Origin of the sequence: Auraticoccus cholistanensis (assembly GCF_009742705.1) — a bacterium.
Lineage (GTDB): Bacteria > Actinomycetota > Actinomycetes > Propionibacteriales > Propionibacteriaceae > Auraticoccus > Auraticoccus cholistanensis.
In genome coordinates this window covers 575,850-598,969 of the sequence record NZ_WPCU01000004.1, presented here as the reverse complement: position 1 = coordinate 598,969, position 23,120 = coordinate 575,850, and the positions used below count along the sequence as shown (strand labels likewise).

At 73.7% G+C, this 23,120-nt stretch carries 27 protein-coding genes and 1 tRNA gene; 13 read left to right on the top strand and 15 right to left on the bottom strand.

Annotation, left to right across the window (positions count from 1 at the left end):
- Positions 1–14: 14 nt before the first annotated feature.
- Positions 15–668: a response regulator gene (locus GC722_RS05255; protein ID WP_156608513.1), complete on the bottom strand. Its 654-nt coding sequence runs from the start codon at positions 666–668 to the stop codon at positions 15–17.
- Positions 665–1,852 (bottom strand): sensor histidine kinase, encoded by a 1,188-nt coding sequence (locus tag GC722_RS19170; RefSeq protein WP_156608511.1) that lies wholly within the window; start codon positions 1,850–1,852, stop codon positions 665–667. The genes GC722_RS05255 and GC722_RS19170 overlap by 4 nt, the downstream gene beginning before the upstream one ends.
- Before the next feature lie 168 nt (positions 1,853–2,020).
- Here GC722_RS19170 and GC722_RS05245 point away from each other — a divergent pair, with 168 nt between their 5' ends.
- The 7 genes from GC722_RS05245 (at position 2,021) to GC722_RS18865 (ending at position 6,326) form a co-directional block, all read left to right on the top strand.
- Positions 2,021–2,332: an SHOCT domain-containing protein gene (locus GC722_RS05245; protein WP_156608509.1), complete on the top strand. Its 312-nt coding sequence runs from the start codon at positions 2,021–2,023 to the stop codon at positions 2,330–2,332.
- Between the two features lie 75 nt (positions 2,333–2,407).
- Positions 2,408–3,223 (top strand): GAF and ANTAR domain-containing protein, encoded by an 816-nt coding sequence (locus tag GC722_RS05240; protein WP_197429815.1) that lies wholly within the window; start codon positions 2,408–2,410, stop codon positions 3,221–3,223.
- 174 nt (positions 3,224–3,397) lie between these two features.
- The gene (locus GC722_RS05235) at positions 3,398–4,504 is read left to right on the top strand and encodes a fatty acid desaturase family protein (protein WP_331714401.1); all 1,107 of its coding nucleotides are present in this window, start codon (positions 3,398–3,400) and stop codon (positions 4,502–4,504) included.
- A 97-nt stretch (positions 4,505–4,601) separates the two neighbouring features.
- The gene (locus tag GC722_RS05230; RefSeq protein WP_156608505.1) at positions 4,602–4,850 is read left to right on the top strand and encodes a DUF6458 family protein; all 249 of its coding nucleotides are present in this window, start codon (positions 4,602–4,604) and stop codon (positions 4,848–4,850) included.
- Positions 4,851–4,892: 42 nt separating this feature from the next.
- Positions 4,893–5,573 (top strand): TCP-1/cpn60 chaperonin family protein, encoded by a 681-nt coding sequence (locus GC722_RS05225; protein ID WP_156608503.1) that lies wholly within the window; start codon positions 4,893–4,895, stop codon positions 5,571–5,573.
- A gap of 46 nt (positions 5,574–5,619) precedes the next feature.
- Positions 5,620–6,006, top strand: coding sequence for a YidH family protein (locus GC722_RS19165; protein ID WP_331714400.1), 387 nt, complete (start codon positions 5,620–5,622; stop codon positions 6,004–6,006).
- Positions 6,003–6,326: a DUF202 domain-containing protein gene (locus GC722_RS18865; RefSeq protein WP_197429814.1), complete on the top strand. Its 324-nt coding sequence runs from the start codon at positions 6,003–6,005 to the stop codon at positions 6,324–6,326. Before GC722_RS19165 ends, GC722_RS18865 begins: the two co-directional genes overlap by 4 nt.
- Positions 6,327–6,328: 2 nt before the next feature.
- Here the strand turns inward: GC722_RS18865 and GC722_RS05210 are convergent, their stop codons facing one another.
- A complete protein-coding gene (locus tag GC722_RS05210) occupies positions 6,329–6,670 on the bottom strand; it encodes a metallopeptidase family protein (RefSeq protein ID WP_156608945.1) in 342 nt (113 codons plus the stop codon).
- Between the two features lie 264 nt (positions 6,671–6,934).
- Here GC722_RS05210 and GC722_RS05205 point away from each other — a divergent pair, with 264 nt between their 5' ends.
- From GC722_RS05205 to GC722_RS05195, 3 genes are all read left to right on the top strand, one after another.
- Positions 6,935–8,530, top strand: coding sequence for an SH3 domain-containing protein (locus GC722_RS05205; protein WP_156608502.1), 1,596 nt, complete (start codon positions 6,935–6,937; stop codon positions 8,528–8,530).
- 76 nt (positions 8,531–8,606) lie between these two features.
- A tRNA-Glu gene (locus GC722_RS05200) sits at positions 8,607–8,682 on the top strand.
- A gap of 41 nt (positions 8,683–8,723) precedes the next feature.
- Positions 8,724–9,581 (top strand): LLM class flavin-dependent oxidoreductase, encoded by an 858-nt coding sequence (locus GC722_RS05195; protein ID WP_197429813.1) that lies wholly within the window; start codon positions 8,724–8,726, stop codon positions 9,579–9,581.
- A 25-nt stretch (positions 9,582–9,606) separates the two neighbouring features.
- Here GC722_RS05195 and GC722_RS05190 read toward each other — a convergent pair whose 3' ends face one another.
- Positions 9,607–10,161: a TetR/AcrR family transcriptional regulator gene (locus tag GC722_RS05190; protein ID WP_156608500.1), complete on the bottom strand. Its 555-nt coding sequence runs from the start codon at positions 10,159–10,161 to the stop codon at positions 9,607–9,609.
- Positions 10,162–10,219: 58 nt separating this feature from the next.
- On the opposite strand from GC722_RS05190, the gene GC722_RS05185 reads away from it, so the two are divergent.
- A complete protein-coding gene (locus tag GC722_RS05185; RefSeq protein ID WP_156608943.1) occupies positions 10,220–11,098 on the top strand; it encodes an alpha/beta fold hydrolase in 879 nt (292 codons plus the stop codon).
- A 51-nt stretch (positions 11,099–11,149) separates the two neighbouring features.
- Here the strand turns inward: GC722_RS05185 and GC722_RS05180 are convergent, their stop codons facing one another.
- From GC722_RS05180 to GC722_RS05140, 9 genes are all read right to left on the bottom strand, one after another.
- Positions 11,150–11,848, bottom strand: coding sequence for a GAF and ANTAR domain-containing protein (locus tag GC722_RS05180; RefSeq protein ID WP_156608498.1), 699 nt, complete (start codon positions 11,846–11,848; stop codon positions 11,150–11,152).
- A gap of 89 nt (positions 11,849–11,937) precedes the next feature.
- Positions 11,938–12,984 carry a hypothetical protein gene (locus GC722_RS05175; RefSeq protein ID WP_197429812.1) on the bottom strand — a complete coding sequence of 349 codons (1,047 nt, stop codon included), beginning with the start codon at positions 12,982–12,984 and terminating at the stop codon, positions 11,938–11,940.
- A gap of 81 nt (positions 12,985–13,065) precedes the next feature.
- Complete coding sequence (locus GC722_RS05170; protein ID WP_156608496.1) at positions 13,066–13,245, bottom strand: hypothetical protein; 180 nt, start codon at positions 13,243–13,245, stop codon at positions 13,066–13,068.
- A gap of 1 nt (position 13,246) precedes the next feature.
- Entirely contained in the window at positions 13,247–13,456 is a 210-nt protein-coding gene (locus GC722_RS05165; RefSeq protein WP_156608494.1) for a helix-turn-helix domain-containing protein, read from the bottom strand.
- Complete coding sequence (locus tag GC722_RS05160) at positions 13,456–13,935, bottom strand: DUF2975 domain-containing protein (RefSeq protein WP_156608492.1); 480 nt, start codon at positions 13,933–13,935, stop codon at positions 13,456–13,458. Before GC722_RS05160 ends, GC722_RS05165 begins: the two co-directional genes overlap by 1 nt.
- A gap of 56 nt (positions 13,936–13,991) precedes the next feature.
- Entirely contained in the window at positions 13,992–15,188 is a 1,197-nt protein-coding gene (locus GC722_RS05155) for an MFS transporter (RefSeq protein WP_156608490.1), read from the bottom strand.
- Positions 15,189–15,224: 36 nt separating this feature from the next.
- Complete coding sequence (locus GC722_RS19160; protein WP_197429811.1) at positions 15,225–16,109, bottom strand: endonuclease domain-containing protein; 885 nt, start codon at positions 16,107–16,109, stop codon at positions 15,225–15,227.
- A gap of 125 nt (positions 16,110–16,234) precedes the next feature.
- On the bottom strand, positions 16,235–17,020 hold the full coding sequence (locus tag GC722_RS05145; RefSeq protein ID WP_156608488.1) for an alpha/beta fold hydrolase: 786 nt from the start codon (positions 17,018–17,020) through the stop codon (positions 16,235–16,237).
- A gap of 39 nt (positions 17,021–17,059) precedes the next feature.
- Positions 17,060–17,461, bottom strand: a complete 402-nt coding sequence (locus GC722_RS05140; RefSeq protein ID WP_156608486.1) for a cupin domain-containing protein — start codon at positions 17,459–17,461, stop codon at positions 17,060–17,062.
- 75 nt (positions 17,462–17,536) lie between these two features.
- On the opposite strand from GC722_RS05140, the gene GC722_RS18145 reads away from it, so the two are divergent.
- Positions 17,537–18,511, top strand: coding sequence for an ArsR/SmtB family transcription factor (locus GC722_RS18145; RefSeq protein ID WP_197429810.1), 975 nt, complete (start codon positions 17,537–17,539; stop codon positions 18,509–18,511).
- Positions 18,512–18,544: 33 nt separating this feature from the next.
- Positions 18,545–19,783, top strand: a complete 1,239-nt coding sequence (gene aztD, locus GC722_RS05130; RefSeq protein WP_197429809.1) for a zinc metallochaperone AztD — start codon at positions 18,545–18,547, stop codon at positions 19,781–19,783.
- Positions 19,784–19,823: 40 nt separating this feature from the next.
- Here the strand turns inward: aztD and GC722_RS05125 are convergent, their stop codons facing one another.
- Positions 19,824–21,116, bottom strand: coding sequence for an exo-beta-N-acetylmuramidase NamZ family protein (locus GC722_RS05125; RefSeq protein WP_156608482.1), 1,293 nt, complete (start codon positions 21,114–21,116; stop codon positions 19,824–19,826).
- 41 nt (positions 21,117–21,157) lie between these two features.
- Positions 21,158–23,035, bottom strand: a complete 1,878-nt coding sequence (locus tag GC722_RS05120) for a glycoside hydrolase family 3 protein (protein WP_231747391.1) — start codon at positions 23,033–23,035, stop codon at positions 21,158–21,160.
- Between the last annotated feature and the right edge of the window lie 85 nt (positions 23,036–23,120).

Below are 23,120 nucleotides of genomic sequence, written 5' to 3'. Positions count from 1 at the left end.
GCCTCCCGGGCCGGTCAGACCAGACCGGCCCGGTAGGCGATCACCACCAGCTGGGCCCGGTCCCGGGCGCCGAGCTTGGTCATCGCCCGGCTGACGTGGGTGCGTGCGGTGGCCGGGCTGACCACCAGCCGCTCCGCGATCTCCTCGTTGTTGAGGCCCTCGCCGATGAGGGCCAGCACCTCGCGCTCGCGGTCGGTGAGCTCTCCGAGCCGCGGGTGCAGCTGGGGCCGGCGCACCGGCCCGTCGCGCAGCGACTCGATCAGCCGGCGGGTCACCGACGGGGACAGCAGCGACTCCCCCGCCGCCGCCAGCCGGATCGCCCGGAGCATGTCGGCCGGCTCGCTCTCCTTGACCAGGAACCCGGCGGCCCCGGCGCGCAGGGCCTCCAGCACGTGGTCGTCGGTGGCGAAGGTGGTCAGCACCACCACGCGGGTGCCGGCCAGCGTCGGGTCGGCGCTGATCTCGCGGAGCGCCTCGATGCCGTCCAGCACCGGCATCCGGATGTCCATCAGCACCACGTCGGGACGGGTGCGGCGCACCAGCTCCAGCGCCGCCCGGCCGTCCGCCGCCTCACCGGCGAGCCGGAGGTCGTCCTCGGCCTCGACCAGCACCCGCAGCCCCATCCGGATCAGCGGCTGGTCGTCCACCACCGCCACCGCGATCGTCATGGGCCCTCCTCGACCGGGATCCGCGCCTGCACGAGCACCCCGCCGTCCGCGGGGGCGCCGACCTCCAGGGTGCCGCCCAGCGCACGGGCCCGTTCGGCCATCCCGGCGATGCCGTGCCCCGCCACCGGGGCGCCGGCCCGGACCGGGCCGCGGTCGCGGACGGCCACCTGCAGCTCCCGGCCGGTGCGGCGCAGCTCGACCCGGGCCGCCGCGCCGGGGGCGTGACGGCCGACGTTGGTCAGCGACTCCTGCACGATCCGGTAGACGGCGTGGCTGACCGTGGGCGGCAGCGGTCCCAGGTCGGGGAGGTCGAGGTCGACCTCGCGGCCGGCGGCGCGCAGCTGCTCCACCAGCGCGGGCAGCCGCTCCAGCCCGGCGGGCGGCTCGGTCGGCCCGCCACCGTCGCGGAACACCGCGAGGGTGGAGCGGAGCTCGGCCATCGCCTCGAGCCCGGTCTGCCGGATGGCGCGCAGCGACTCCTCCGCCTGCTCCGGGCGGCGGTTCACCACGTGCAGGGCCACCCCGGCCTGCATCGTGATCACCGACAGCGAGTGGCCGACCAGGTCGTGCACCTCGCGGGCGATCCGCAGCCGCTCCGCGTCGGCGCTCTGCCGCAGCTCCTCACGGCGGGCGCGCTCGCGGGCCAGCCGGCGCGCCCGCGTCAGCAGACCCGCGAGGGCGGCGACAGCCATCACCACCACGGCCAGGGTGGTGGCCGAGAGGTTGGTCCAGCTCAGCTCGTCGGCGTCGAAGGGGAACCACCCCAGCGCCAGCACGGGCACCAGCAGCAGCGCCCACGGCCACCAGCGGCCCGGTGGCCGGGAGGAGGCCAGCGCCAGCAGCGCCAGGGCCGGAGCGAGGCAGAGCGGCCAGAAGGGGGCGTCGCCGGCCAGCAGCAGGGCGGTCGCCGCCGCCACCGCGAGGAAGCCGGGCAGCGGCTGCAGCCGGCGCAGCGCGAGCCCGGCCAGCAGCGGCAGCAGCAGCAGACCGAGGGCCCACGGCACGTCCACCGGCGGCCACTCCCCCGGCCCCTGCCAGGGCGGCCGGCCACCCCAGTCCGGTCCGGGCCGCCGGCCCCGGTCGGGCAGCCGGGCGGCCAGCAGGCTGAACCAGCTGGCGCCGGTCACCAGCAGGGCCAGCGGGACGTCGAGCAGCAGCACCCGCGGGGACGCGCCTGCTGCCACCACCGCTCCTCCCGCCAGCGGGCCTCTCCGGCCCTGCCCGGGAGCCTAGGACCGCGGGGACGCCCGCGCATCCGTCGTGGTGCGCAGCCGCCCTACGTCAGCCGACGCAGCGCAGGTGTCGTCCGGCAGCCGATGTGCGCGCGGCCGGCCGCGGGGACAGTGGAGCGCATGGACACCTCACTGATCCCGCTCCTGCACCCGGGCCACGGCGGCCCGCCACCGTTCCTGGGAGGACTCGTGCTGCTGCTGCTCACCGCCCTCGCCGTCGCCGTCGTCGTCCAGCTCGCCCGCCGCGGCCGGCTGGGCGCACCGCCGGCCTTCTTCCGCTCACCCGAGCACGACGCGCGGGTGACCCTGGCCAACCGGTTCGCCAACGGCGACATCTCCACCGACGAGTTCCTCGAGCGCGCCTCGGTGCTCAACTGGACGCCCGGGGTGGACGACCGCTCCACCGACCAGAAGCAGCAGCGCAAGCGCTGACGCCGGAGCGCTGGCCGGGGCCCAGTAGGCTGGCGGCGACGCCTGCTGCGGCCCCGAGCCGCTCCCACGGAAAGGTTGCCTGACATCGACGACCCGACCGACACCGTGCTGTCCGGCCCGGAGCAGATCCGCTCGGACCGGCTGGTGGGCAGCAGCGAGGACCTGGACGACCTGCGGGTGGGGCTGCACGCCCTCTCCGGCCTGGCCATGGGCCGGCTCACCCTCGAGGAGACCATGCGGGCCGTGGCGACCTTCGCGGTGCAGGCCGTCCCCGGCGCGGAGGGCGCCGCGCTGACCCTCCGGGAGGACGGCCGTCCCGACACCGTGGCCGCCACCTCCGACTTCGTCGCCGGGGTGGACCGGGTCCAGCACACCTTCGGCCAGGGCCCGTCGCTGACCGCGATGGCCGAGCAGCGCGTCCTCACCAGCGACTCCCTCGGCAGCGAGGAGCAGTGGCGCCAGTTCGGCTCCCGGGTGGCCCGGATGGGGGTGCACAGCGCGCTCGCCCTGCCGCTGGTCACCGCGGAGGGCGTGGTGGGGGCGCTCACCGTCTACGCGCGGAGCAAGCACGCCTTCGACTCCCGGGCCGCCCACCTCGGGCGCCTGTTCGCCACCCCGGCCGCCATCGCGGTGCAGAACGCCCAGGTGCTCGCCGCCGCCACCCGCACCGCCGAGCAGCTGCGCCGGGCCCTCGAGGACCAGGCCGTCGTCGAGCGCGCCGTGGGCATCCTGATCTCCCGCAGCGGCTCGAGCCCGGCCGAGGCCCTTGACCGGCTGCGCCAGCTCAGCCAGGCCGAGCACCTCAAGCTGCTCGCCACGGCCGAGCGGGTCGTGGAGGAGGCGGCGCGCACCGCCCGTGCGCGGCGTCAGCCGCCGCCCGAGCCCGTGTGAGTTGGAACCACCCGGGTAGACTGGGGTCGTTGTTGAACAGCCGGCCTGGGGCCTGGAGGGCCGTTGACCACGTCGCCGCCCTCCCGCCTGTCTTCCCGACAGCCGCCCAGACTCCTACGGGACAGCCTCGCAGATTGGCGCCCCCTCATGACCCTGACCTTGACCCCTGAGCCCGTGACCCCTGAGCCCGCGCGCTCCGGCCGGGTCACGAGCGACTTCACCGCTCTGACCCAACGGGTCCGCGAGGCGGGCCTGATGCGTCGCCGCTACGGCTACTACTGGACCAAGCTGATCGGCGCCGTCGTGCTGACCGCGGCCTGGGTCGCCGGCTTCGTCCTGATCGGCGAGTCCTGGTGGCAGCTGGCCATGGCGGCCGCCTTCTCGGTGCTGATGACCCAGATCGCCTTCCTCGGCCACGACGCCGCGCACCGGCAGATCTTCCGCTCCGCCCGCTGGAACGACTGGACCAGCCTCGTGGTCGCGAACCTGCTCGTCGGCATCAGCTACGGCTGGTGGCAGAGCAAGCACACCAAGCACCACTCCGGCCCCAACAAGGTCGGCACCGACCCCGACATCGACCTGCCGGTGCTGGCCTTCACCCCCGAGCAGACCCGGCGCCACCGCAACCCGGTGCTGCGCTGGCTCACCGCCCGCCAGGGCTGGTACTTCTTCCCGCTGCTGCTGCTGGAGGGCGCCTCGCTGCACCTCGACGGCCTCAAGCGCGTCGTGAGCCCGCAGAAGATGCCGCGACGCTCCGCCGAGATCGCCATGCTGGCCGTCCGGCTGGGAGGCTTCGCCGCGCTGGTCCTGCTGGTGCTCCCGCCCGGGATGGCGGCCGCCTTCTTCGGCGTCCAGCTCGCGGTCTTCGGCCTCTACATGGGGTCGGCCTTCGCCCCCAACCACATCGGCATGCCCCTGGTCTCGCCGAAGATGCGGCTGGACTTCCTGCGCCGGCAGGTGCTGATGAGCCGCAACATCAGCGGCGGCCGGTGGATGTCGGTGCTGATGGGCGGCCTGAACTACCAGATCGAGCACCACCTGTTCCCCTCCATGTCGCGTCCGGACCTGCGCCGGGTGCAGAAGATGGTGGTGGAGCACTGCGCCGAGATCGGGGTGCCCTACACCCAGACCTCGCTGCTGCAGGCCTACCGCTCGGTGATCAGCTACCTGAACACGGTCGGGCTCAAGGGCCGCGACCCCTTCCTGTGCCCCCTGGTCGCCGCCCGCCGGACCCCCTCGATGGCCGGCGAGCAGCCGGCGCTCGCGCTGCTGCGCCGCTGAGGACCCGCGCCGACGCGCGGCGCCCTCACGGCACCACGGGCGTGTCCTAGGCTGGCGACAGCCCGGGACACGCCCGTGCTGCGTCGTAGGAGGACCCATGAAGTTCGGACCCGGCATCGCCCTGCTGGCCATCGGGGCGATCCTCGCCTTCGCCGTCAGCGACAACATCAGCGGCGTGGACCTGACCATGGTGGGCTACATCCTGATGGGCGCCGGCGCGCTCGGGATCGTCCTGGGTCTCGTCCTCGCCTCCAGCCGCCGCGGCACCCGCAGCACCACCCGCCGCGTCGTCGACGACGGCACCAACCCGCCGCGCGAAGAGGTCATCCGCCGCGACCTCCAGTGAGCAGCGGCACCGCGCAGCCCGGCTGAGAGCGAGGAGGTGACGGTGCAGACCTGGGTGTTCTGGCTGGTCGTCGTCCTCGTGCTGGGTGTCGCCGTGATCGTCGTGGGCGCCCTGCGCGACCGCCACCTGCAGCGTGCCCGCGAGCAGGAGCTGCTGCGCCCTCCCGCCCGGGCGGTCCCGGGCCCCGGCGGCACGGCCGTCCCCGGCTACGTCCTGGACGACGACGCGGGACGCCCTCCCGCCGACGTCCTCCCCAGCGACCTCGACCCCGCCGGACGCAGCGCCGTGGCAGCCGGGCTGTCGGCGTCCGTCCGCATCGGCGCGGGCATGGCCGCCCCCGGGTTCACCACCGACGCGCCGAGCGGCTGGGCCGTGCTGGACCGGCCCCGGGTGCTGGTCTGCGCGGACCCGGTCGGCAGCATCCGGGCGCTGCTGACCTTCCTCGAGGCGTCGGTGCGGGAGTCACGCCCCTGCGTGGTGGTGGCTCCCGACCTCGACCCGGTGGTGGTCCGCACCCTCGAGGTCAACCGGATCCAGCGCCGGCTGCAGGTGGTGGCGGTGGTGGCCGGGGACCTCGCCCGGGAGGCGGTCTGCGCGGCCACCGGAGCCTCCCCGGTCAGCGGCAGCGACCTGGCCGCCGGCTGGCTGCCGGACGCGGCGCTGGGCCGCTGCGAGCGGTGGGTCAGCGACTCGCGGCGCAGCTGGGTGCTCGGCGGGGCCTGACGCGCCGGTCGCGCCCGCCGCCCTCGACGTCGATAGCATCGGCTCCGTGACCGACCCGGACGCCGCCCCCGACCGCCGCTGGCCCCGGTCGATCTTCGGTGTCGGCGAGGAGCCCGACCCGCGGTTCTCCTTCGCCAACGAGCGCACCTTCCTGGCCTGGATCCGCACCGGGCTCGGTTTCCTGACCGCCGGCGTGGCGCTGGTGACGGTCTCGGAGCTGGTCCCCGGGCGGGACTGGGCCACCCACCTCGCCGCCGGCGCGCTGATCCTGTGCGGCGTGCTGTCCGGGGTGGCGGCGCTCGCGCGCTGGATGCGCAGCGAGCAGGCGCTGAGGCTGGGCCGTCCGCTGCCCTCCTCGCCGATGATGCCGGTGCTCACCGGGGCGCTGGTGGTGGTCGCGCTGGTGGCGCTCCTGCTGCTGCTGGCACCGTGACCGGCCTCTTCGACCCCGGGGCCCAGAACGAGCGGACCCGCCTGGCGTGGCAGCGGACGCTGCTCTCGCTGGTCGTGTGCGGTCTCGTCGTGGCCCGGCTGCTGGCCACCCGCGCCCTGCTCGCCGGCATGGCAGTGGCCCTGGTCACGGTCACCCTGGGGGTGCTCCTCGGGCTGCAGACCCGGCGCCGCTACCTGGCGGCGGACTCGGCGCTGCGGACGTCGGCCACGCTGCCCGACGGCCGCGACGCCCTGGTGCTGGTCCTGCTGCTGGTCACCATCGGCGTCGGCGCCATGGTGATGCTGCTCACCTGGGGCTGAGGTCAGGACCAGCCCAGCTCGTGCAGCCGGGCGTCGTCGATGCCGAAGTGGTGCGCGATCTCGTGCACCACGGTGATGGTGACCTCCTCCACCACGTCCTCGGCGGTGTCGCAGATCCGCAGCGTGGGGTTCATGAACACGACCACCCGGTCCGGCAGCACCCCGCCGTACCAGGAGTCGCGCTCGGTCAGCGGTACGCCGTCGTAGAGCCCCAGCAGGTCAGGGGCGTCGGGCGGGGCGTCGTCCTCGACCACGAACACGCAGTTCTCCACCAGCGCGGCGAGCTCGTGCGGCACCTGCGCCAGCGCCTCCTCGACCAGCCGGTCGAACTCCTCCCGGCCCATGGTGACCACCCCGACACCCTAACCGGCGGCTGTGAACACCACGCATGTAATTCTTAACAATGCATCGGCGTGTCAACTTGCACCCGAGGTTGAGGGTTATTGCGAAATCTGAAACCACGCCAATAGTGTCCGACCAGAAATGGGGTTGGTGTTACAGACGAGGCGCAAGTTGTCTATGGGACTTGTGCCGGGGAAGCGTCACCGGTGGCACCAGCTCCTTCCACGATCGACGGCTTGGGAAGGCCGTCGGGGAGGACGACGAGCGTGAACAGCGCCCTCAGCAAGATCGGCGGGGCCGCGGCCACCCTGGTGGTGACCGCAGGTCTCGTCTCGGGGGTCTCGGTGGTGGTGAGCACCAGCGCCGAGGCCCGGAACTCGATGGTGACGGCGACGACGGACGTGAACGTCCGCACCGGCCCGGGCACCAGCTACCGCGTGCTCGGCACGATCGAGACCGGCCAGAGCCTGCCGGTCAAGGGCAGCGGGAAGGCCGGCTGGACGCAGGTCAGCTACTCCGGGCAGACCGCCTGGATCTCCTCGGACTACGTGGTCGAGAGCAGCGACGACGACGACGCCCCGGCGGCCAAGCCCTCCAAGGGCTGGCGCTACGGCACCACCGCGCTCAACGTACGCACCGGGCCGTCGCTGACCGCCGCGGTGGTGACCGTGGCCGGCAAGGGCTACGGGTTCCAGGTCACCGGGACGACCAGGAACGGCTACACCGAGGTCAACTTCAAGGGCCGCGCGCGCTGGGTGACCTCGCAGTACCTGAGCGAGAAGAAGCCCGGCGAGGCGGCCAGCACGGCCGGCTGGCGCTACGCGACGACGGCGCTCAACGTGCGCACCGAGCCCACCGGCAGCGCCCGGGTGGTCGACGTGGCCGGGAAGGGCTACGGCTTCAAGTTCCACGGCACCACCCGCAACGGCTACGCCGAGGTCACCTTCCAGGGCAGCACGCGCTGGGTGTCGGCCCGCTACCTGTCGAGGACGAAGCCCTCCTCGGGGTCGAGCTCGGGCTCGTCCGGCTCCGGCTCTTCGACGGCCAAGGAGACGTGGCGCTACAGCACCGTCGCCCTCAACGTGCGCACCGGGCCGAGCCTCGGCGCCGGCGTGGTGGACGTCGCCGCCCGCGGCTACGGCTTCCTGTTCGACGGCACCACCCGCAACGGCTACGCCGAGGTGACCTTCCAGGGCAAGAAGCGCTGGGTGTCGCAGCAGTACCTGTCGACGAGCAAGCCTGGCGTCGCGGGCCCGAGCGGCTCCACCGCGCTGCCGAAGGTGGTCGGCTACCGCTACGCCACCACCGCCCTGGACATCCGCAGCGCCTCGAAGAACTCCACGACCTACTCCGAGGTGCCGCGGGGCACGAAGCTGGCCATCACCGGCGTCAAGGCCGACGGACGCGCGCAGATCGTCTACAACGGCGCGGTGCGCTGGGTGACCGCCCGGTACCTGTCGACCAAGGCCCCCAGCAGCGGTGCCGGCGGCAGCGGCGGCGGCCAGACCGTCACGCTGCCGGGTCTGACCGCCAACTCCCGCTACCTGCTGGCGCGGCTGCAGGCCCGGTTCCCGCAGATCACCACCTACTACGGGGTGCGCGCCGACCCGATCCCGGACCACCCGTCCGGGCGCGCGGTCGACGCGATGCTGCCGAACTACACCTCGGCGTCCAGCCAGGCGCTGGGCAAGGAGATGGCGGAGTGGATCAAGGCCAACGCCGGCGAGCTGAAGGTGGAGTACATCATCTTCGACCAGCGGATCTGGAACGTCCGGCGGGCCGGTGAGGGGTGGCGCTACATGGCCGACCGCGGCTCCGACAACGCCAACCACAAGAACCACGTCCACATCACCACCCTCTGACCCCCGCACCGCGGCCCGTCCCCGAGCGCTCCTCGGGTACGGGCCGCCGGTGCGTTCCGGGTAAGGTGACGCCTGAGTCCCCATCGTCTAGCGGCCTAGGACTCCGCCCTTTCAAGGCGGCAGCGCGGGTTCGAATCCCGTTGGGGATACCAGGTCCGTCCCGTCCGCGCGTCCGGTGTGGTACGGATCGGCTGTGCGCTTCGGCATCCACGTCCCGAACATCGGCCCGGACGACGGGTCGACGTCCGGCTTCGCCGATCCACGGCTCGTCGCCGAGCTGGCGCACGAGGCCGAGGAGTGCGGCTGGGACGGCTTCTTCGTCTGGGACCACATCGGCGCGGGCTGGCCGGTGGCCGTGGCCGACCCCTGGATCCTCCTCACTGCCGTCGCGCTGCGGACGTCGGTGATCCGCCTCGGCGCGCTGGTGACGCCCCTGCCGCGCCGCCGGCCGTGGAAGGTGGCGCGGGAGACCGCCACCCTGGACCAGCTCTGCGACGGCCGGCTGGTCTTCGGCGCCGGGATCGGCGGAGGGCCGGAGTACAGCTCCTTCGACGAACCCGGGGACGACCGGGAGCACGGGGACATGCTCGACGAGGCGCTGCAGGTCCTCACCGGTCTGTGGTCGGGTGAGCCCTTCGACTTCGAGGGCCACCACTACCGGATCCACGACGTGCAGTTCCTGCCGCGGCCCGTGCAGCAGCGGATCCCCGTCTGGGTGGCGGGGACCTGGCCGAGCAGGCGACCGCTGCGTCGCGCCTCCCGCTGGGACGGCGTGTTCCCGCTGGGACGTGGTCTCGGGTTCGACCAGCAGATGTCCCCCGAAGATCTGGCGGCGGTGGTCGAGCTCGTCCGCCACCACCGCAGCGGGCTCGGCACGCCCTACGACGTCGTCCACTGGGGCATCAGCACCGGCACCGACCTCCCGGCCGACCGTGAGCTGGTCGCCCGCTACGAGGCGGCCGGGGCGACCTGGTGGCTGGAGAACCTCAACAACCAGCGCGGCTCGGTGGCCAGCCAGCGGGAACGCATCCGGCGAGGCCCTCCGCGGTGACACCCGGCTGCACCGCCGCCGGGCGTCAGGTCCGCGCGAGCGCCCGCACCGCGCGCTCGAGCGCGGGGCGCACGTCCAGCCCCGGGTCGACGGTGAGCCGGTGCAGCAGCAGCCCGTCGGCGAGGGCCATCAGCGCCCGGGTCGCCGGCGCCGGGTCGGGGACGCCGACGGCCGCCACGAGCGCCTCGGTCCACCGCTCGAACTCGCGACGCTGCCGCAGCAGCGGCGCGCTCAGCTCCACATCGCCGGCGAGCTCGAGGAAGAGGGCGTAGCGGGCGCGGGTCCGCACCGCGAAGACCCCGGCCTGCACCTCCACCATGGCGGACAGGCCCTCGACCAGACCCTCCACCCCGGTGACGACCGGCATCGCGCCGGGGTCGAAGTCGGCCCGCTCCCGCTCGGCGATCCAGTCGACCACGCCGCCGAGCAGCGCCCGGCGGGTGCGGAACCAGTTCGAGGTGGACCCGGGCGGCAGGCCGGCCCGGTCGTCGACCCGCGCGTGGCTCAGCGCCCGCACGCCCTCGGCGCCGAGCAGCTCGACGGCGGCCTGGAGCGCCCGTTCCCTGGTCGCCGCCGGCATGGACACCTCCTCGACCCCGCTCTACTATGAACATAGTGCTTGGGACGAAGGAGTCACCATGGACACGCCGACCTCCTGGACGCCGCCGATGCCGGAGGCACCCGGTTTCGACCACGTCGTCGTCGAGACGCCCGGCCTACGGACGCACGTCGCCACCACCGGCGACGGCGAACCGGTCGTGCTGCTGCACGGGTTCCCCGAGCACTGGTGGCAGTGGCACGCCGTGGCCCCCGTCCTGGCTGCCCGCGGCTACCGGGTGCTCTGCCCCGACCTGCGCGGCGCCGGCTGGACCGAGGCCGACGACCCCCAGGTGCGGCGCGAGACGCGGCTGCACGACCTGCTCGCCCTGCTCGAGGCGCTCGGTGTCGAGCGCGCGCACGTGGTCTCCCACGACATGGGCACGATCACGGCGGTGCAGCTGTGCTACGACCACCCCGAGCGGGTCCGCACGGCGGTGCAGCTCGCGGTCCCGCCGGCCTTCTTCACCTTCAGCCCGAGGATCGTCCCCGGCTTCCGGCACCTGCCCCCGTTCATCTGGCACCGCCCGGGCGCCTCGCTGCGCGGCATCTTCTCCGAGGCCTACGTCGCCCGGCCGATGTCGGAGGCGACCGTCGAGACCCACCTCGCCCCCCTCAGCCGGCCCGAGGTCGACGCCGCGGTGCGCCGGCTCACCCGCGGCATGATCCTGCCCGAGGCGGTGCGGATGATGCGCGGGGTCTACCGCCGTCGACGGCTCACGGTGCCGACCCTCGTCGTGTACGGCCGTCAGGACCACCCCTGGAGCGAGCAGGTGCTCTCGCGCATCTGCCGCCACCCGGAGCGCTACGCCGACCGTCTCGAGCTCGCCTACGTGGACGACGCCGCGCACTTCATCACCGACGACGCACCCCTGGCGGTCGCCGAGCTCGCGCTGGACTGGTTCGAGCGCGCAGCCTGACCGCCGCACGGGCACCTCAGGCCGTGCCGACGGAGGGACGCGCGGGCGGTGTCAGCCCCCGGGCAGGACCCTCGTGCGGACCAGCTCGGCGGCGACCTCGCGCAGCCGGGTGTTGCTCGTCTGCGAGACGCGGCTCAGCACGGCGAAGGCGTGGTCCTGGTCGAGCTGGTAGCGCTCCATCAGGATGCCCTTGGCCTGCTCGATCACCGAGCGCGACTGCATCGCGATGCGCAGGTGCGCCAGGTCGTCCCGGGTCCGCGCCGCCGCGTCGGCGTTCCCGACGGCCAACGCCGTCCAGGCCGCGACCTCCTCCGCCAGCACCACGTCCTCCTCCGCGAAGCCGTGGGGGCGCCGTGAGTACACGTTGAGCGCGCCGACGGTGACGCTCTGGAAGGGCAGAGGAAGCGACACCGAGCTGCCGACCCCGCGGGCTGCCGCCTGCTCGATGTAGTCAGGCCAACGGGTCTCGGTGGACACGTCCGACACGACCACCGTGCGAGCGCCCAGCCCGGCTTCGAGGCAGGGCCCGTAGCCCCGGTCGTACTGCATCTCGTCGACGTCCTTGGCCAGCTGGCCGTCGTACGCCGCGCTGTAGGCCCGGTCGCCGCGGATCAGGGTGATCGAGGCGGCCTCGACCCCCGGGACGGCGCCGCGGGCGATCGCGGTGACATCGCCCAGCACGTCGGCCAGCTCGCGTCCCACCAGGACGGTGCGGGCCAGCTGCTCGTGGAGGCTGAGGAGGTCGGACATCGTGCTGCTCCAGGTAGGCGGGCGACTCGCGCTCACTGCATGCAGCTCCGGGCCGTGGGTCTTCCACGTCACACGTGGCAGGCGCGCGGCTACCGGTTGATGGGCGTCGAGGGCGCCCAGCGGAAGCCGCGGTCGAAGAGGTAGGTCGCCTCGGCGTCCGGGGCGATGGTGAGGTCGAGACCCTCGCCGCTGAGCCGGACGCGGCCGTCCCCCACCTCCTGCCAGCCGAGCTGCAGGGTGCGCTCGTGGTCGCGCACCAGGCCCTGGCTCCCCTCGCGCACGGGGTAGAGCCGGACGGTGAGCCGCTCCCCCTCCAGCCGGTAGGTGCCCTCCTGGTAGCGGCCGTCGGCGTAGCGGATGCCGATCCGGCTCCAGCCGTCCTGGGCGTACTGGCCGAAGGCCACCTGCTGCCAGCGGGTGTCCTGGCTGAGCTGGGCGGCCGGCTCGGCCGAGTCCTGCACCACGCGGTGGGCGCCGGTCAGCGGCGAGCTGGTCACCGGGATCCCGCCCCGCATGACGACCGCGAAGCCGGTCCCGGAGACGACGAGCGCCCCGACCGCGACCGCCAGACCCAGCCAGCGGGTGACGGCGTGCACCGACGGCCAGGGCACCGCGGTGGGCAGCGGTCGGGGACCGGTGGCCCGGCCGCGCAGCACCCGCCAGAGGTAGGGCGCGGACGGGGCGGCGACCACCGCGCCGCAGAGGCACAGGTAGAGCGCCAGCTGCTTCACCGGCACGTCGAAGGTGAGGTTGAGCAGGAAGACGACGGCCATCGAGGCGAAGGCCAGCAGCCCGCCCAGCCAGGCGGTGCGACGCAGCAGCAGCAGGCCGGCGGCGACCACCTCGGCCAGACCGGAGAGCACCTGGACCGCCGGCGAGAAGGCCATGAACCGCCACAGCAGCCCCATCGGGCTCATCTCGCCGAACTGCACCAGGGCGTCGCCCAGGTCGGCGCGCCCCATCTGCATCAGGAAGACCTTGCTCCAGCCGTACACCAGCAGCGCCAGCGCGAGCTGCATCCGGACCAGCCAGTGCAGCATCCACCCGGCGGTGACCAGCGGCGGCTGCTCCCCGCCGGGCTGGCGGGGCGTCCTGGTCGGGGTGTTCTCGGCGGCGGGAGCGGTGTCGACGGGCACACCGCGAACCTAGGTCCGGGACGGCCGCCGGTCCGCTGACGCGCGTCATGCTTTCGGCAGGACAGCCTCACCGGTGCCGGGTCAGGTCCGTCGCCGCCGGCTCCGGACCGCGAGCACCACCCCACCCACCGCCAGCAGCACGCCGAGCAGCTGCAGCCCCGGCGAGTCGTCGGCTCCTCCGGCCACCACGGCGGCCACGCCGAGCGCGACCGTCAGGATGGCCAGCACCTGGTTCACCACGTCACCACCTCCTCGCCCCACGTCACTCCTCCTCGACCCACTCGAGCAGGTCACCGGGCTGGCACTCCAGCACCCGGCACATGGCCTCCAGCGTGCTGAACCGCACCGCCTTGGCCCGCCCGTTCTTCAGCACCGCGACGTTGGCCGGTGTCAGCCCGACCCGTTCGGAGAACTCCCCGACGCTCATCTTGCGCCGGGCGAGCTCCACGTCCAGCCGCACCACGATGGGCATCAGATCACCGCCTCGAGGTCGCTGCGCAGCGACGTCGCCTGCCGCAGCAGGGCCCTCATCACCACCATCAGCAGCCCGAGCACCGTCAGCCCCACCACCATCACGAACAGCAGCAGCGGCAGCCCCGGGTCCTCGGCGTTGAAGCCGACGTAGAGGAAGACCGCGACCAGCACCACCCAGGCGGCGGCGATGGCCCACACGATGCCGTCCACCCACCCCAGCGAGGCCTCGGTGAAGATCCGGTCGGCCTTGACCAGACCCAGCAGCCGCCAGGTGCAGACGATGACGGCCTGGACGCAGAGCACCCAGAACACCGTCACCGCGGTCGCCGGCCACCTGAGGTAGGCCATCTCCGGGTCCTGGCGGGCCATGTGGGCGAACTGGCCGGGCAGCGACATGACCTGCAGCAGGACCAGCACGGCGAAGAGCACCACCAGGAACACCCGCAGCGGCGCGACCGCGCGTCTTTCGTTCATCATGCATCGACTATCAGCGCTGATCTATCGAAAGTCAATAGGCCCGCAGGCCCACGGGGCTACGACCGCGGGCCGGGACGCCCGCTCGCGGGCCGGCCGAGCCAGGGCCAGGCCAGGACCGCGCCGGTCAGCACGGCCACCGCCGACACCCAACCCGTCTGCGCCGGCGCGGCGACCAGCAGCACCTGCCCGCCGGCGAAGGCCCCGGCGGCGATGCCGACGTTGAACCCGGCGTTGTGGACGGCCGCGGCCGTCGAGGCGTGCTCGCCGCCGGCGCGGATGATCGCGGTCTGCAGCAGCGCGTTGAGCGGGCCCGCCGCGAGCCCCCACACCACCAGCAGGGTGGTGCCGGTGGCGCGGTCGGACGGTGCGAGCGCGAGCAGCAGGAACACCACCGCCAGCGCCAGCAGCACCCCGGTCAGGGTGGCTCTCAGCCGGGTGTCGGCCAGCCGGCCGAGGACGCCCAGACCGACCAGCGCGGCCGCGCCGTAGACCAGCAGCGCCAGCCCGACGTCCCGCACCGAGTAGCCGAAGCCGATCATGATGGGGCTCATGTAGGTGTAGCTGGCGAAGGTGCCGGTGACGACCACCAGGGTGGCCACCTCGAGCCAGCGGAACGGGCGGCGTCGCAGCACCTCGCGCAGCTGGCGCCCACCGCCGACGGGCGAGCCGGGCAGCGGCGGCAACCGGTACCACAGCAGCAGCGTGAGCAGGGCGGCCAGCACGGCCACGCACGCGAAGGAGCCGCGCCAGCCGACCGCGGCGCCGAGCAGCGTGCCCAGCGGGGTGCCGAGCGCGATCGCCACGCTGCTGCCGCTGCCCACGACCGTCAGCGCCGCACCGACCCGGTGCGGCGGGGACAGCGCGGTGGCGTAGCCGAACAGCACGGCGAAGAACAGCGCGTGGGTCAGGCCGCCCACCACCCGCGCCCCGGCCGCCACGGCGTAGCTGCCGGTCAGGCAGAGCACCAGGTTGCTGAGCGCGTAGACCCCCACCAGCCCGGTCATCAGCGGCCGCCGGGGCAGCCCCGACGTCCACGCGTTCAGCGGCACGGAGGCGACCACGACCGTCGCGGCGTAGACCGAGACCAGCAGCCCCACCTCCGACTCCGACACCGCGAGGTCGGCAGCCATCAGCGGCAGCAGCCCCACCGGCAGGGTCTCGGTGGCCACCGCGACGAAGCAGGCGACGGCCAGCAGCACCAGCGTCCCGAGCGGCAGCCGCTGCGGCGGGGCGGCGGCGGGGGACGTGGACATCGGGCTCCTGGTGTCGAGCGGGCGGCTCCGGCGATGCTAGCCACGGCGACGGGGATGCCCGGGACCGGCCGCCGTGGCGCGGACGACGGCCTCGAGCACGGCATCCGGCTCGACGGTCAGCATCCGCCAGGTGAAGCGCAGCACGGTCCAGCCGTCCAGCACGAGCAGGTTCTGCCGTCGCCGGTCAGACTCGAAGGCCTCGGCCGAGGAGTGGAACTCACGGCCGTCGACCTCCAGCACGACCCGGGCGTCGGCGAAGAGCACGTCGACGACGAAGCGGCGTCCGCCGGCCACCACCGCCGCGTTGGCCCGCCAGCCGACCACCCCGGCCTCGCGCAGCAGCTGGTGCAGCAGCCGCTCCGCGGCCGACCACGGCTCGTCGCGAGAGTCGTGCAGCAGCTCGCGGCGGCGCCGGTTGCCGGGCCGCTGGCTGGTGAGCGCCAGCGCCCGGTGCAGCTCGGCCAGGCTGGCCGCCCGGGCGCGGAGGCAGCGGTCGATAACCTCGGGGCCGGAGCTGGCGGCCAGGTCGAGGGCGGCCAGCGCGGCGCAGGCGTGACGGAGCCCGCCCCGCTCGACGACCAGCTCCAGCGGCACCCGGCGGCGCGACACCCGGTACCCCGCCGGGGCGCTGAGCCCGCGCGGACTGGCCAGCTCCACCTCGTCGGTGCGGCGGTCGGGCCAGAAGGTGAGCCTCGCCGCGGCGCCGCCGACCAGCACCGCGTCGCGGTCCCACAGCCCCACGGCGCGCAGCCGCAGCAGCGGCTCGGCCCGGCGGCCGGTCGGGCAGTACACCCCCGGCAGCAGCCGGGTCAGCCGGCCGGCGGCGCGCTCGCGGTGCAGCGTGCTGCGCAGGGCGGGGTGCTCGCGGGCCCGGACCAGCCCGTCCCCCTCACGCAGCGCCTGGACCAGGTCGGGGTTCACTCCCCCACCGTGGGCGCCGGGCGGGAGAAAACCCGCCCGACCGGAGCCGTCCACAGCCGCGGGCGCGCAGCGGCGCGGCTGTGGACGACGGGCTCGCCGGTCGGGCGGGTTTCCTCTCGCCGGGGTCAGGCGGAGACGCCGGCCAGGAACTCGGTGAGCAGCGGCACCAGCACCGACACCCGGCGGGTCACCTGCATGTGGGTGGTGCCGGGCAGCACCGCGAGCTGGGAGCCGCGGATCAGGTCGAGCATCAGCGCGGCGTGCGAGACCAGGGTGAAGTCGCGGTCGCCCTGCACGATCAGCACCGGGCAGGAGATCTGGTCCAGCTGCTCGTCGCTCCAGCCGGCGAAGTCGGCGTCGATGCCGCCGAGCCGCATCATCAGGTCGTCGAACTGCTCCGGGTGCGGGGACAGCCGCCGGTAGGCCTCCTGCATGTCGGCGAAGTCCTGCGCGGTGGGCATGATCGGCGAGGTCTCGAAGGTGGAGGGGTCCAGCAGGTCGGGGTGCATCCCCTCGGGGCGGACGCTGGCCGACATCGGCACGACGGCGCTCACCCGGTCGGGGTAGTTGACCGCCAGCTCCAGGGCGACGGCGCCGCCCATGCTGTGGCCGACGACCGTGGCGCGGGCCAGCCCCAGGTGGTCCAGCAGCCCGACCACGTCGGCGGCGAGCGCGGGGTAGGTGATCGGCCGCCCGTTGTCGGCGGTGCGGCCGTGGCCCTGCAGCTCGACACCGATGACGGTGTGGGTGCGGGCCAGCGCCGGGATCAGGGTGGCGAAGTTGAGGTCGATGGTCAGCATGCCGCCGTGCAGCAGGACCAGCGGCGGGCCCTCGCCGTAGGTCTCGTGGTACAGCCGCAGGCCGTTGACCTCGGCGTAGCCGGTGGTGGTGGGCTCGAGGGTGGTGCTCACAGGGGTTCCTTCCGGGTGGTGGTCGGCGGGTGACGCCGGTCAGGCCTCGAGCCACTCCTGGACCATGGTGGCCGAGGCGTGGACGCACATGATCCGCAGCGGCCCGGTGCCGGTGTTGGTGAAGCCGTGCCAGACGCCCGGCTGCACGACGGCCGTGTCGCCGGCGGTGGCCACCAGCTGCTGGTCGCCGATCGTGATGGTGGCCTGACCGGCCAGCACGGTCCAGGTCTCGGTGTAGGGGTGGCGGTGCAGCCCCGGGCCCATCCCCGGGTCGTTGTCGACGAGGAAGAAGGAGATCCCCGAGCCGTGGTCGCGGCCCTCGAAGCGGAGGCTCCGCGACTCCCCCATCCGGAGCTGGTCGGCGGTGACCAGGGCGGCTGCGGCGCTGCCCTGCGGTGCGGTGGTGCCGATGTCGGTGGTGCCGATGTCGGTGGTGCTCATGTCGGTGGTCCTTCCTGCGGTGGTCCGGGTGCTTCCAGGGTCGCCAGCGGACCGCACGGCGCCTACCCTTTCGACGTGGGTCGAAAGGTCACCTTCTCCCTGGGCGGCGACGACATCTCCGCCATCCGTTTCGGGATCTCGCCGGGGCACGAGATGAGCCACGCCGTCCGCGCCCTGCTCGACCCCGGAGCGCACCCGCTGCAGTGGGGCTGGCTGCGCGCGGTGCAGCCGCGGCTGTCCCGCGAGGCGGTCGGCACGCTGGCCCTGGTGATCGGGGTCGACGGCTACTTCCCCGACTTCCTCACCTGCTCCCCCAGCTGGGAGATGACCCCCGAGGAGGAGGTCGAGCGGCTGCGGACCGTCTCGCTGGAGCAGGTCCGCTTCGACCTGACCAAGGTGCTGGCCCGCTCCAGCGGACGCCGGCACGAGCGGGTCGCGGCGATGCTCGCCGCACCGGCCGAGGCCCGGGAGCGGATCGCCGAGGCGTGGTCGGCGGTGTGGGAGGTGGCGCTGGCCCCGTACTGGGAGCAGAGCCGCCGGCTGATGACGGCCGACATCGCGCTGCGGACCCAGCAGCTCGCCGCCCGGGGCCTGGGCGAGGTGGTGGCCACGCTCGCCGACGGCGTGCACTGGCGCGGCGACGCCATCGAGGTCGACATGCGCTTCCACAGCGAGGTGGTCGACTGCGCCGGCAGCGGCGTGGTGCTGGTGCCCAGCGTGATGTCGCGGCGGTGCTCGGTGCTCACCGAGAAGCACGTGCAGGCCACGCTGTTCTACCCGGTGCGAGGGGTCTCGGAGAGCTGGACCGAGCCCCGTGCCCCCCGCCGCGAGGCGCTGGCCCGGCTGCTCGGCGCCGGACGGGCCGAGGTGCTGCTGAGCCTGGACGCACCCCGCTCCACCAGCGAGGTCGCCGCCGCCTGCGGCCTCGGCGCCCCGACCGCCTCCCACCACCTGGCCGTGCTGCGCGACGCGCGGCTGGTCGACAGCAGCCGTGACGGCGGCCGGGTGCTGCACGCGCGGACCCCGCTCGGGGACACCCTCGCCGGTTGACAATGATTCTCATTTGCTGGTGGGATGCCGGGCATGACGCCACGACGCACCCTCCGACGCCCGCCCCTGCTCGCCGGTCTGGCCCTCGCGCTGGTCGGCACCGCCGCCTGCTCCCCGCAGGCCGAGCCCCAGGCCGCGCCGCCCGAGACCCCGGCCAGCGGCCAGCAGGAGGTGTCCTCGGCCACGCCACGGCTGGTCACCACCTTCGACGGCGGCGCGCTGGTGCTGGACGCCGCCACCCTCGAGGTGCTGGCCGAGGTGCCGCTCGAGGGGTTCAGCCGGGTGAACCCCGCCGGTGACGGCCGGCACGTGCTGGTCAGCACCGCCGGCGGGTTCCGGGTGCTCGACACCGGCACCTGGACCCAGGCCCACGGCGACCACGGCCACCACTACACCGCGCCGCCGCGGCTGACCGACACCACCTTCACCGCCACCGAGCCCGGCCACGTCGTCTCCCACGCCGACCGCACCGTCCTCTTCGACGACGGCACCGGCACCGTGCAGTCCTTCGACCCGCACGAGCTGGCCGAGGGCCGGCCCCAGGTCGACACCTGGACCGCGCCGGAGGCGCACCACGGGGTGGCCGTCGAGCGCTCCGACGGCAGCATGGTCGTCACGGTCGGGGACGCCGAGAGCCGGCAGGGCGTCGCGGTGCTCGACGAGGACGGCGAGGAGCTGGCCAGCAGCGACGACTGCCCCGGCGTCCACGGCGAGGCGGTGACGGCCGGGGAGCGGGTCGTCCTCGGCTGCGAGGACGGGGTGCTGGTGGTCGACGACGAGCGGATCACCAAGCTGGCCAGCCCCGACGACTACGGCCGGATCGGCAACCAGGCCGGCTCGGAGGAGTCGCCCTACCTGCTGGGCGACTACAAGAGCGACCCCGACGCCGAGCTCGAGCGTCCGGAGCGGGTCGCCGCCGTCGACACCGCCGAGGGCGAGCTGCAGCTCGTCGACCTGGGCACCAGCTACAGCTTCCGCTCGCTGGCCCGCGGCCCGCACGGCGAGGGGCTGGTGCTGGGCACCGACGGCGCGCTGCACGAGATCGACCTCGCCGAGGGCGAGGTGACCGGCTCCGTCCCGGTGGTGGAGCCGTGGGAGGAGCCGCTGGAGTGGCAGCAGCCGCGCCCGACGGTCTTCGTCCTCGACCACACCGCCTACGTGACCGAGCCGGCCACCTCCGAGCTGCACGCCGTGGACCTGGAGACCGGCGAGGTCACCGCCACCGGCACGCTCCCCCACGTCCCCAACGAGCTCACCGGCGTCACCGGCTGAGCCGGGACGCCGGGAGCCGGCCGGGTGGCGACCGGGGGCGTCAGCGGTAGATCAGGTGGCGACGACGGCGGCTGGCGAACTCCGCGGTCTCCCGCTTCCAGGAGCTGATCACCGTGTCCGCCGACGCCCCCTGGTCGATCTGGTTCCGCAGCCGCGGCGAGCCGGTCAGCTTGTCGATCCAGTACGGGCGGGCGGTGTCCCAGGAGTCGTAGCGCCACTGGAACTCGGGGTAGAGCTCCTTGAGCCCGATGAGCATCTCGACCGCCACCCGGATGGCGTCGAGCTCCTCCGGGTCGGTGATGTGCACCTGGACGCCGCCGTTGATGACCCCGGCGTTCTTGCTGATCAGCGGGTTGAAGTAGGCCTCGCGGAACAGCACGCCCGGCAGCTCGCGCGCGGTCAGCCACTCGGCCCAGCGGTGGTCGACGTAGGGGGCGCCGATCAGCTCGAAGGGCCGGGTGGTGCCGCGGCCCTCGGAGAGGTTGGTGCCCTCGAACAGGCAGGTGCCGATGTAGAGCAGGGCGGTGTCGGGGGTCGGCATGTTGGGGCTGGGCAGCACCCACAGCAGCCCGGTCTCCTCGAAGAGCATGTCGCGGCGCCAGCCCTCCATCTCCACCACGGTCAGCTCGTCCACGGTGGCGCCCCCGTTGCGGGGCAGGTAGTCGGCGTTGAAGAAGCGGGCCAGCTCGCCCACGGTCATCCCGTGGGCCTGGATGATCTCGTGGGCGCCGACGCCGGAGGTGTACTCCGGAGTCATCATCGGCCCGCGCGGGGTGCCGCCGATGGGGTTGGGGCGGTCCAGCACGGTGAAGGCGACGCCCTCGTCGGCCGCGGCCACCATCGCGGTGTACATCGACCAGATGTAGGTGTAGAACCGCGCACCCACGTCCTGGATGTCGAAGACCACGGTGTCGACCTGGGCCTCGCGGTACATCGCCGCCAGCGAGGTGGCGTTCGCCCCGTAGGCGTCGTAGACCATGATCCCGGTGCGCGGGTCGACCATGTCGCCCTCGGACTCACCGGCCTGGGCGGTGCCCCGGAACCCGTGCTCGGGCCCGAAGACGGCGACCACGTCGACGTTCCCGGACTCGTGCATCTCGTCGACGATGCTGCGGCCGTTCTGCAGGATGCCGGTGGGGTTGGTGAACACCCCGATCCGGCCCTCCGACAGGCCGCGCCAGCCGTCGGCGGCCAGCACGTCCGCGCCGGTGCGCACCGTCGCCCTCCGGGTCTCGGCGCGGGCGGGGGTGGCGCCGTGCACGGCGGCCAGCGGCAGCGCCACCGAGGCCGCGCCGGCTCCGGCCAGCAGTGTTCGTCGGTCCAGGCCGGTCATGGTGTTCTCCTCAGCGGGGCAGGGGTGGGTGGGACGGGAGTTCAGTAGCCGAGGCCGGACCCGAACGGGTACAGCACGGTGCCCGGGTCGCCCAGGGCGGGGATGTCGACCGGGAGCTTGCCCGACGGCTCCACCTCACCGGTCAGCACGCGGGCCAGCGAGGGCACCGTCACCGGGCTGTAGGAGTAGGTGGTCAGGTAGGTCTCGGTGCCGGGCAGCGCCGCGATGTCGTAGGGGTTGCGGACCGCGACCACCACGACCGGGGTGCCGGTCGCCTGCAGCTGGCTGACCAGCCGCTGCTGGGCTGCGGAGGTGCTGGCGTTGTTGGTCAGCACCACCACGGTGTCGGCCTGCTCGGCCGCGGCCACGGCAGCGGCGATCCGCGTGGCGTTCGGCGCGGTGCCGGTCTCCTGCACGGTGGTGGTGGCCCCCCGCGCCGCCAGCTCGGCGGCCAGCGTCGAGGTGGTGCTGACGCCGAACCCGGTCACCAGGACGTCCTGGCCCCCGACCTGGAGCGGCAGCAGGTCGGCGTCGTTCTCCAGCAGGGTGTGGGTGCCGTCGGTGATCCGGTCGGCCTCGGCCCGGTGCTCGGGCGCCCCGACGGTCTGCGAGACCGCCGACTCGTCGACCATCGGGTCGAGCACGGTGCCGTTGGTGCACTTGAGCTGCAGCACCCGCTTCACCTTCTGGTCGATGTCGCCCTCACGCAGCCGGCCGCTCTGCACGGCCTCGACCACCGCCGGGTAGGCCACCGGCAGGTCGGACGACATCAGCAGCTGGTCGGCGCCGGCCTCGAGGGCCCGGACGGCGATCTCGGCGTCGTCGAACATGTCGCGGACGCCGGCCATCTGCAGGGAGTCGGTGACGATGACGCCCTCGTAGCCCATCTCCTCGCGCAGCAGGTCGGTCAGGATCGGCTTGCTCAGCGTGGCCGGGACCCCGGAGTCGTCGAGGGCGGGCATCACCAGGTGCGCGGTCATGATCATGTCGGCCCCGGCCTCGATGGCGGCCTCGAACGGCGGCCGGTCCAGCTGCTCCCACTGCTCACGGGTGTGGGTGATCAGCGGCAGGCCGGTGTGGGAGTCGGTGGCGGTGTCGCCGTGGCCGGGGAAGTGCTTGGCCGAGGAGGCGATGCCCGCGTCGTCCTGGTAGCCCGCCACCTGGGCGGCCACGAAGTCGGCGGCCAGCTCGGGGTCGGAGGAGAAGGAGCGGACGCCGATCACCGGGTTCTGCGGGTTGACGTTGACGTCGGCGTCGGGGGCGAAGTTCACGTTGACCCCCATCGCGGCCAGCTCCTCGCCGGTGATCGCGGCGGCGGTGCGCGCGTCCTCGGTGCTGCGGGTGGCGGCCACGGCCATCGAGCCGGGGAACTGGGTGGCCGGCGGGCCGATGCGGGTGACGACGCCCTGCTCCTGGTCGATCGCGACCTGCAGCGGGACGTCGAAGCGGTCGGCTCCGAGCGCCGCCTGCTGCAGACCGTTGGACAGCCCGGCGATCTGCTGCGGGCCGCCGGCCACGGAGTCGGTCCAGGCGAAGTAGATGGCCCCGCCCAGGTGGTACTTCGCGATGATCTCGGCCGGCGTCTCCAGGCCGTAGAAGTCGACGTTGCGGGGGTCCTTGGTGGTGGCGGTCGGGCCGTAGAGCTCCTGGATGAACAGCTGGCCGACCTTCTCCTCCAGCGTCATCTGCTTGGTGACCTGCTGCGACCAGGCCCGGCACACGCCCTCGGTGACGACCCCGCGCTTCTTCAGCTGGTCGGTCGGGTTGGGCCGGTCGGCCGCGGCGGGCTGGACCGCGCCGAGGGCGACCAGGCCGGCGGCGGCGGTGGCCACCGCGGCGAGGCCGAGGCGCCGGCCCCGACGAGCGGTGGAGGGACGGTCGGTACATGGCATCTGGGACTCCAGCAGCAAGGGGGGCATCGGTCCAGCACCGGCCGGACAGCACCGCGGGGACGGGGTTTCGTCGATCCTCGCCCACCGCGCCCCGGCGCGCAAGACCCTGCGA